This is a genomic window from Streptomyces pathocidini (genome assembly GCF_001418495.1).
In the GTDB taxonomy this organism is placed as follows: domain Bacteria; phylum Actinomycetota; class Actinomycetes; order Streptomycetales; family Streptomycetaceae; genus Streptomyces; species Streptomyces pathocidini.
Genome location: NZ_LIQY01000045.1, coordinates 1 through 9,013, shown reverse-complemented (window position 1 = coordinate 9,013; position 9,013 = coordinate 1). Strand labels below are relative to the sequence as shown.

At 74.2% G+C, this 9,013-nt stretch carries 8 protein-coding genes and 1 pseudogene; 8 read left to right on the top strand and 1 reads right to left on the bottom strand.

Annotated elements, in window-relative coordinates; translation table 11 throughout:
- Window positions 1-769: glycosyltransferase family 4 protein (locus AOK16_RS03105; RefSeq protein ID WP_055470660.1), on the top strand; the 769-nt coding region annotated here is incomplete at its 5' end.
- Between the two features lie 391 nt (window positions 770-1,160).
- On the opposite strand, the gene AOK16_RS03100 is transcribed toward AOK16_RS03105, so the two are convergent.
- Entirely contained in the window at window positions 1,161-2,957 is a 1,797-nt protein-coding gene (locus AOK16_RS03100; RefSeq protein ID WP_055470659.1) for an AMP-dependent synthetase/ligase, read from the bottom strand.
- A gap of 295 nt (window positions 2,958-3,252) precedes the next feature.
- Here AOK16_RS03100 and AOK16_RS03095 point away from each other — a divergent pair, with 295 nt between their 5' ends.
- From AOK16_RS03095 to AOK16_RS03070, 7 genes and pseudogenes are all read left to right on the top strand, one after another.
- Window positions 3,253-4,014: a metallophosphoesterase family protein gene (locus AOK16_RS03095; protein WP_055470658.1), complete on the top strand. Its 762-nt coding sequence runs from the start codon at window positions 3,253-3,255 to the stop codon at window positions 4,012-4,014.
- Between the two features lie 243 nt (window positions 4,015-4,257).
- Window positions 4,258-4,707 carry an SRPBCC family protein gene (locus AOK16_RS03090; RefSeq protein ID WP_055470657.1) on the top strand — a complete coding sequence of 150 codons (450 nt, stop codon included), beginning with the start codon at window positions 4,258-4,260 and terminating at the stop codon, window positions 4,705-4,707.
- A gap of 1 nt (window position 4,708) precedes the next feature.
- Window positions 4,709-4,819: pseudogene (locus tag AOK16_RS29170) on the top strand (ArsA-related P-loop ATPase); the annotation flags it as partial.
- A 231-nt stretch (window positions 4,820-5,050) separates the two neighbouring features.
- On the top strand, window positions 5,051-6,451 hold the full coding sequence (locus AOK16_RS03085) for an ArsA family ATPase (RefSeq protein ID WP_079101005.1): 1,401 nt from the start codon (window positions 5,051-5,053) through the stop codon (window positions 6,449-6,451).
- 493 nt (window positions 6,452-6,944) lie between these two features.
- Window positions 6,945-7,370, top strand: coding sequence for a DUF5304 domain-containing protein (locus tag AOK16_RS03080; protein ID WP_055470656.1), 426 nt, complete (start codon window positions 6,945-6,947; stop codon window positions 7,368-7,370).
- 147 nt (window positions 7,371-7,517) lie between these two features.
- Window positions 7,518-8,459: an ROK family glucokinase gene (locus AOK16_RS03075; RefSeq protein ID WP_055470655.1), complete on the top strand. Its 942-nt coding sequence runs from the start codon at window positions 7,518-7,520 to the stop codon at window positions 8,457-8,459.
- Between the two features lie 89 nt (window positions 8,460-8,548).
- Window positions 8,549-9,013 (top strand): endonuclease/exonuclease/phosphatase family protein (locus AOK16_RS03070; RefSeq protein ID WP_338058467.1); only part of this gene is annotated, 465 nt, incomplete at its 3' end.

Sequence of the window (9,013 nt, the reverse complement as noted above, 5' to 3'; positions counted from 1 at the left end):
CAGCTGGGCCCAGCCCGGCTCGCGGCAGCTGCTGCGGCGGATCGGCGAGGGCACGGACACGATCACCTATCTCGGCGAGTACACCCGCTCCCGTATCGCCACCGCGCTGACGCCCGAGGCCGCGGGGCGGATGGTCCAACTCCCGCCCGGGGTCGACGAGAAGGCCTTCCATCCGGCGTCCGGCGGCGACGCCGTACGGGCCCGGCTGGGCCTGGCCGACCGGCCCGTCGTGGTATGCGTCTCGCGGCTCGTGCCGCGCAAGGGGCAGGACACGCTGATCCGGGCGATGCCGCGGATCCTGGCGGCGGTTCCGGACGCGGTCCTGCTGATCGTCGGCGGCGGGCCGTACCGGGCGGACCTGGAGCGGCTGGCGGCGGAGACCGGCGTGGCCGATTGCGTACGTTTCACCGGCGCGGTGCCGTGGGAGGAGCTGCCCGCCCACTACGGCGCGGGCGACGTCTTCGCGATGCCCTGCCGTACGCGCCGGGGCGGCCTCGACGTCGAAGGGCTCGGGATCGTCTACCTGGAGGCCTCCGCGACCGGGCTCCCGGTGGTGGCCGGGGACTCCGGCGGGGCACCGGACGCGGTGCTCGACGGGGAGACAGGCTGGGTCGTCCGCGGCGAGTCGGCCGAGGACGCGGCCGACCGGATCGCCACGCTCCTGAAGGATCCCGAACTGCGGCGCCGCATGGGGGAGCGGGGGCGCGCGTGGGTGGAGGATCGCTGGCGCTGGGACCTGCTGGCGGAGCGGCTGGCGGCGCTGCTGTGAGCGGCCGCGGCAGGCCTCGCCACCGGTGTGTGGCAGGACCTGGATGAGTTTCACCGGTTCTACGGGGAACACACGACGCCGCTCAGCGGCCCGGCCGGCGGCCTGCTCCTGAGCCGTACCGGCCGACCCACCCTCAGCCGGTACGGTCGGTCCGTGGCCAGTTCTTCACCGACTACAACCTGCCGGCGGCCGGCTCGGTCATCTTCGCACTGCCCACGATCCTGTGTTCGCCCCCTGAGCCGGTGCGGTCGGTCAGCTCTCTGAGCCGGTACGGCTGCCCGGCCCCTGAGCTGGGCGGGGTCGACCAGCCCCTGCTCGGCCGCCCCGTCCCTCTCGGCCGGCCCGCTCCCTTCAGCCGGTGCGGAGTCCTCAGCCGGGCGGCCGGCAGTGCTCAGCTCGTGTAGATCGCCTCGATCTCGTCGGCGAAGTCCTTCGCCACCACGTTCCGCTTGAGCTTCAGCGACGGCGTGAGGTGGCCCGAGTCCTCCGTGAACTGCACCGGCAGGATGCGGAACTTGCGCACCGACTCCGCCTTCGACACCGCCGCGTTGCCGTCGTCCACCGCACGCTGCACCGCTACCAACAGGTCGGGGTCGGTGCGCAGTTCGGCGACGGTCGCGCCGGCCGGCTTGCCGTGGTCGGCGATCCAGCGCGGCAGGAACTCCTCGTCCAGCGTGACCAGCGCGCCCACGAACGGCCGCCCGTCGCCCACGACCATGCACTCCGCGACCAGCGCGTGCGCCCGGATACGGTCCTCGATCACCGCGGGAGCGACGTTCTTGCCGCCCGCGGTCACGATGATCTCCTTCTTGCGGCCGGTGATCGCCAGATAGCCGTCCTCGTCGAGCGTGCCGATGTCCCCGGTGTGGAACCAGCCGTCCGACAGCGCCTCGGCCGTCGCGGCCGGGTTGTTCCAGTAGCCGGTGAAGACGTGTTCGCCGTGCAGCAGCACCTCGCCGTCATCCGCGATCCGCACGACCGAACCTGGCAGCGGCTGCCCCACCGTGCCGATCTTCTGCCGGTCCCACGGGTTGAAGGCGGTCGCCGCGCAGGACTCCGTCAGCCCGTACCCCTCCAGGACCGTGAAGCCGATGCCGCGGTAGAAGTGGCCGAGCCGCTCGCCGAGCGGCGCGCCCCCGGAGATCGCGTGCGTGGCCCGCCCGCCGAGCACCGCGCGCAGCTTGCCGTACACCAGCCGGTCGAAGACCTTGTGTTTGAGCCTGAGCCCCATCGAGGGCCCGCCCGCGGTGTCCAGCGCGCGGCTGTACGCGATGGCGGTGTCGGCCGCCTTGTCGAAGATCTTCCCCTTGCCGTCCGCCTGGGCCTTGGCCCGCGCCGCGTTGTAGACCTTCTCGAAGACGCGCGGCACCCCGAGCACCATCGTCGGCCGGAACGAGGCGAGTTCGTCGGTGAGGTTCTTGACGTCGGCCACGTGCCCGAGCCGGATCGGGGCCAGCACGGAGGCGACCTCGACCAGCCGCCCGAAGACGTGCGCGAGCGGCAGGAACAGCAGCACCGAGGAGTGCCCGGTGCGGAACAGCGGGCGCAGCCGCTCCACGATGTTGCCGCACTCCGCGAAGAAGTTGCGGTGGGTCAGCACACAGCCCTTGGGGCGGCCCGTGGTGCCCGAGGTGTAGACGATCGTCGCGGGCGAGTCCGCCGTCGCGATCCGGCCGCGCTCCGCCACCTCGGTGTCGGGCACCCCCGCGCCTTTCGCGCGCAGCTGTTCCACGGCCCCGCGCTCGATCTGCCAGACCCGGCCCAGCGCCGGCAGCCGGTCCCGTACGGACTCGATCGCGGCCAGGTGCGCGTCCGACTCGGCCAGGCAGGCGACCGTGCCCGAGTCGCCGAGGATCCAGGCGATCTGCTCGGGCGAACTCGTCTCGTACACCGGCACGGTGACCGCGCCCGCGCTCCACACCGCGAAGTCCAGCAGCGTCCACTCGTACCGGGTGCGCGACATCAGGCCGATCCGGTCGCCCGGCCGGATCCCGGCGGCGATCAGGCCCTTCGCGGCGTCCTGCACCTCGTCGAGGAAGGCGGCTGCGGTCACGTCCTCCCAACGGCCGTTCCGCTTGCGGCTGATGACCGCGGCCGCGGGATGCAGCGCGGCGTTGCGGCGGATCAGATCGGTCAGGTTGCCGTCCGCGGGGACCTCGTACAGGGCCGGAAGGCTGAACTCGCGCAAGACTGCTGCTCCTCGTCGGGGCGCCGGCGCCACTTCGTCGTGTGCCACTCCGTGATGTGCTGCGCCGTCCGCCGCCCTTGCTCACGACAGGGTGTGGACGGCCCGGACGTTACCCACCGGTACAGGGGTCCCGGTAGGGGGCGAGGGCAGATGTTCCTTGCGTCACATGCCCGGCCGGTTCGCTCAGCCGCAGCGTAGTCCAGGCACTCGGAGACCCCAAAGCAACCGCAGGTGGGGCAGGCCGGACGGGGCGGGCGCCCTCCCGTGGGCGGGCCCCGCGTCGTAGGGTCTGGCCATGCGAGTCCATGTGGTGAGCGATGTGCACGGCAACAGCCGCGACCTCGCCAGGGCGGGGGACGGCGCCGACGCCCTCGTCTGCCTCGGCGACCTGGTGCTCTTCCTCGACTACGCCGACCACTCGCGGGGCATCTTCCCCGACCTCTTCGGCACCGAGAACGCCCACCGCATCGTCGAACTGCGCACCGCCAGGCGGTTCGAGGAGGCGCGCGCGTTCGGCACCGGGCTGTGGGCCGGCCTCGACCGCAACGCCGCCATCGAGGCCGCCGTACGCAAGCAGTACGCCGAACTGTTCGCCGCCTTCCCGCGCCCCACGTACGCCACCTACGGCAACGTCGACATCCCGCGCCTGTGGCCCGAGTACGCGGGCTCCGGGACCACCGTCCTCGACGGACAGCGGACCGAGATCGGTGGCCTGGTCTTCGGCTTCGTCGGCGGCGGCCTGCGCACCCCGATGCACACCCCGTACGAGATCGACGACGCCGAGTACGCCGAGAAGGTCGCCGCGCTGGGGAAGGTGGACGTGCTCTGCACGCACATCCCGCCCGACGTGCCCGAGCTCTGCTACGACACGGTCGCCCGCCGCTTCGAGCGCGGCAGTTCGGCTCTGCTGGAGGCGATCCGCGCGACCCGGCCGCGGTACGCGCTGTTCGGGCACGTGCACCAGCCGCTGACCCGCCGGATGCGGATCGGGGTGACCGAGTGCGTCAACGTCGGGCACTTCGCCTCGACGGGGCGGCCGTGGGCGCTGGAGTGGTGAGACCGGAGCGGTGGGCCCTGTGGCCTGAGCCGGCCGTGTGAGCCTTTCGGCCTGAGCTCGCCGCCTGAGCCAGGCGTCTGAGCCGGCCGCCTGAGCTGGCCCAGAGCTGAGGAGCGGTCCGGGGTGGCCGGTTCCGGTTCGTCACGGAGGGTACGGCTCCGGCCCCCGACCTGCGCACGGTAGCCTTCACCGGCAGGCAGACAGGCCGCGGATCCGCGGCCCGTACGTGGAGGAGCCCCCGCGATGGCGGAACACACCAGCTCGAGCATCGAGATCGACGCGGCACCCTCCGACGTCATGTCGGTCATCGCCGACTTCGACCGCTACCCGGAGTGGACCGGCGAGGTCAAGGAGGCCGAGGTCCTCGCCCGGGACGAGCGGGGGCGGGCCGAGCAGGTCCGGCTGCTGCTCGACGCCGGCGCGATCAAGGACGACCACACCCTCGGCTACACCTGGACCGGTGCGAACGAGGTCAGCTGGTCGCTGGTCAAGTCCCAGATGCTGCGCGCCCTGGACGGCTCGTACCGGCTGGCGCCGCTGGCGGACGGCAAGCGCACCGAGGTCACGTACCAGCTGACGGTGGATGTCAAGATCCCGATGCTCGGCATGATCAAGCGCAAGGCCGAGAAGGTCATCATCGACCGGGCCCTCGCTGGCCTGAAGAAGCGCGTCGAGAGCGGAACCCAGGCCTGACGTGGGGAGAGCCCGGACAGTCCTGATCACGGGGGCGGGCGGCGCCGGGCGCACCACGGTCGCCGCGGCGACCGCCGTCGCCGCCGCCCGCGCGGGGCACCGCACCTTGCTGCTGACCACCGACCGATTGGGGGAGGTGCCGGGGACCCGGGGCGGCGGCCGCGGCGCGGACGCCCGAATCCCCGCCCAGGCGCGCGGCACGGATCCACGGCCGTGGACCGCACCGGTCCGGGTTGCGGACGTGGACGCGGTTGCGGACGCGGGCGCCGCGCCGGACGACGAACCGCCGGGTGCCGGCCCGGACTTCGCGCCGATCCCCGGCGCCGGCCCGGATTTCGCGCCGATCTCCGGTGCCGGTCGCGACGACTTCGACGGGTCCGGTACCGGCGGCACCGCCGGTACCGATACAGCCCACACCGCCGGCACCGCTGACACCGCTCAGGCCGCCCGGATCGCCGCCGAGGCCGCCCGGATCGCTGAGAGTGGCCGGACCACCGAGGCCGCCCGGACCGGCCACCGCCCCGGAACCGGTGGCGGCCTCTGGGTCGCCCGCATCGACCCCGCCGAGCACTTCCGCACCGAACTCCTCGCCCTCCAGGAGCGCGGCTCCGCCGTACTCGACCTGCTCGGCGCCAATCCGCTCGACCGGGACGAGGTCACCGAACTCCCCGGCGCGCCCCAACTCGCCCTGCTCCACGCCCTGAAGGCGCTCCACGAGCGTTCGGAGGCCGCGCCGGCCGCCGGTGACGACTCCGACGACTCCGGCGGCGCCGGGTCGACCGTGCCCGCCTGGGACACCGTCGTCATCGACCTGCCGCCGCTGCCGGACACCCTGGCGGCGCTCGCGCTGCCCAGGCAACTGCGCCGCTACCTGCGGCGGTTGCTGCCGCCCGAGCGGCAGGCCGCCCGCGCGCTGCGCCCGATGCTCGCCCAGCTGGCGGGCGTGCCGATGCCCGCCCGGTGGCTGTACGAAACGGCCGAGCGCTGCGAGCGCGACCTCGCCGCCGCGCAGGCCCTGCTGGACTCCGGCACGACGACCGTCCGGCTCGTCCTCGAACCGGGCCCCACCGCCGCCGAGACGCTGCGCACCGCCCGCGCGGCCCTCGCGCTGTACGGCCTGCCGCTCGACGCCGTCGTCGCCAACCGGCTGCTGCCCACCGGCTCCACCGACCCCTGGCTGGCCGCCGCCTCGGGCCACCAGCAGACGGCCCTGAAGGGGCTGTACGAGGACCTGGCCGAGGGCTCGGCCGACCCCGCGGTCGGCCCTCCGGTCCACGAGCTGCCGCACCTCGGCCACGAGCCGTCGGGCCCGGACGACCTCGCGGTCCTCGCGGAGGCGGGCGGGCTCGCGGAACCGACGGACGCCGACCGGCCGGTGCGCGGCTCGGACGCGTCCGAGCGCGGCGCCCCGCCCGGACACAGCGGTGGGCCAGGCCACGCCGGTGGGCTCGGCCACGGCTCCGACCAGCGCTCCGGCCCCGGCGTGGTCGAGGACCGGCTCGCCGACGAGGGCGTACTTGTGTGGCGGCTGCCGCTGCCCGGGGCCGAGCGGGAGGAGCTGGACCTCGTACGCCGCGGCGACGAACTCGTCCTCGCCGTCGGCCCGTTCCGCCGGATCCGGCCGCTGCCGTCCGCGCTGCGCCGCTGCTCGGTGTCCGGCGCGCGGCTCGCGGACGGCGAACTGAGCATCCGCTTCACCCCGGACCCGGCACTCTGGCCGAGCGGGCAACTGCCGACCCCGTAGGGCTGCCGGGCCTCGCCGCTGCGCCGCCCACCCGGTAGCCATCACCCTGTGGGGACCAGCCGCCGAGGTGGTGCCGGGGCCTCGCCCTGGAGCAGCTGGTCGCGCCGACTCTCGGCGGCGGGCCCGGCCCGGTCGGCACTCCGGCTCAAAGCCGCAGCGCCGACCGCGTAAGGCTGCCGGGCCTCGCCGCCGCGCCACGCACCCGGAGCCGGTGGCCATCACCCCGTGGGTTCCGGCCGCCAAGGCGGTGCCGGGGTCTCGCCCGGAGCAACCGGTCGCTCCGACCCTCGGCAGCCGCCTGGCCCGGTCCGCACTCCGGCTCTGAGCCGGACCTTCCCCGGGTGGCGCCAGCCGCATCGCACCCCCGCGGCACTCGGCCGCATCGCGGCTGCCGAACGGCGAGAGCCCGCCGTCCCCGGCCCGGGCCGTGAACCGGGGCCCTTCCTTCGGGTAACGTCGAGGTATCTCCGAAGTCCTCCAGCAGGAGCCCGCCATGAGCGACGCCACCGAGCGCCCCGCAGCCGACACCGCCGACGCAGACGCCTGGGCGAAGGCCTGTGCCGAGGACCTGGCCGCCGAGCAGGCGCGCCACCGCGCCCGGCAGGGGGAGGAGCCCGGCACCCCCGTCGAGGAGCTGCGCAAGCTGGCCGACGCGGTCGCCGGCAAGCTGTCCTCGTTCCAGATCCCGATCGCCGGCGCGGCGGCCGGGGACGCGGTGCAGCAGCTGATCTCCCAGGCCAAGGCCGCCGTCGAGCCGGTGGTCGAGCGCAACCCCGAGGTCTTCGGCCATCTGGCCGCCGCCGGCTCCGAACTGCTGGCGGCCTACCGGGCCGCCGTCGAGGGCCAGGAGCGGCGCTGGACGCGCGACGTGCCGGACGGTTCGGGCCCCGAGCGCATCGACCTTGACGATCTCGACTGACGAACCGGCGACCGGCACGGACCCGTAACGGCTCGGCCGCTTCCGCCCTGTTCAGGGCGGTATTGCCCGGTCCCTCCAGCCGTACCGCCCGCCGCCCCTCCGGTACGGTTGGCCGCAGCGGGGTACGACCGAAAAACTGAGGGACACATGGGACTCACCATCGGCGTCGACATCGGCGGCACCAAGATCGCGGCCGGCGTGGTCGACGAAGAGGGCACGATCCGCGAGACGTGCAAGGTGCCGACCCCGCCCACGGCCGAGGGGGTCGTCGACGCCATCGCCGACGCCGTGCGCACGGTCAGCAGCAGCCACCAGGTCGAGGCCGTCGGCATCGGCGCGGCGGGCTACGTGGACGACAAGCGCGCGACCGTACTCTTCGCCCCCAACATCAACTGGCGCCACGAGGCGCTCAAGGACAAGGTCGAGCAGCGCGTCGGCCTGCCCGTCGTCGTCGAGAACGACGCCAACGCGGCGGCCTGGGGCGAGTACCGCTTCGGCGCGGGCCAGGGCCACGAGGACGTCATCTGCATCACCCTCGGCACCGGCCTCGGCGGCGGCATCATCATCGGCAACAAGCTGCGCCGCGGCCGGTTCGGCGTCGCGGGCGAGTTCGGCCACATCCGGGTCGTGCCGGACGGCCTGCTGTGCGGCTGCGGCAGCCAGGGCTGCTGGGAGCAGTACGCCTCCGGGCGCGCCCTCGTGCGGTACGCGCGCCAGCGCGCCGTCGCCACCCCCGACAACGCCGCGATCCTGCTGGGCCTCGGCGACGGCACCCCCGACTCGATCGAGGGCAAGCACGTCAGCGAGGCGGCCCGGCAGGGCGACCCGGTCGCCATCGACTCCTTCCGCGAGCTGGCCCGCTGGGCCGGTGCGGGCCTCGCCGACCTGGCGTCGCTCTTCGACCCCGGGGCGTTCATCGTCGGCGGCGGGGTCTCCGACGAGGGCGACCTCGTCCTGGAGCCGATCCGCAAGTCCTTCCGCCGCTGGCTGGTGGGCGGCCAGTACCGGCCGCACGCCCAGGTCCTCGCAGCCCAGCTCGGCGGCAAGGCGGGCCTGGTCGGCGCGGCGGACCTGGCCCGGCAGGGCTGAGCGCCGCGTCCCGGCGCCGTCCCGGCGCGTGGGCTGTCGGAGACCGTGAAATCGGCCGCGAACCGGCGGGAAGGGTGTAGGCCAGAGGCATGAGTTCCGTACTGCCGGACCTGCCGGCCTCCCGTACCGAGCCGGACGGCTCCGCCGTGGTCCGTGTGCTCAGCTACAACGTCCGCTCGCTGCGCGACGATCGGGCGGCGCTCGCCCGGGTGATCCGGGCGTGCGCCCCCGATCTCGTGTGCGTCCAAGAGGCGCCGCGGTTCTTCCGCTGGCGCAAGCACGCGGCCCGGCTGGCCGCGGACTCCGACCTCGTGTACGTGACGGGCGGGGCGACGGCCGCCGGGCCGCTGATCCTCGCCTCGCTGCGCGCCCACGTCGAGCGCACCGCGGACGTCCTGCTGCCGCGTACGCCGGGCCTGCACCAGCGCGGGTTCGCGACCGCGGTCGTGCGAATCGGGCGCGCGCGACTGGGGGTGCTCAGCTGCCACCTGAGCATGCGGGCCGACGAGCGCTACGCCCAGGGCGGGCTGCTGCTCGACCGGCTGGCGGGCCTG

What these genes read in the sequence shown, in the direction of transcription:
- AOK16_RS03075 (WP_055470655.1), top strand. Translation starts at nt 7,518, where the DNA reads ATGGGACTCACCATCGGCGTCGACATCGGCGGCACCAAGATCGCGGCC.
- AOK16_RS03080 (WP_055470656.1), top strand. Translation starts at nt 6,945, where the DNA reads ATGAGCGACGCCACCGAGCGCCCCGCAGCCGACACCGCCGACGCAGAC.
- AOK16_RS03095 (WP_055470658.1), top strand. Translation starts at nt 3,253, where the DNA reads ATGCGAGTCCATGTGGTGAGCGATGTGCACGGCAACAGCCGCGACCTC.
- AOK16_RS03090 (WP_055470657.1), top strand. Translation starts at nt 4,258, where the DNA reads ATGGCGGAACACACCAGCTCGAGCATCGAGATCGACGCGGCACCCTCC.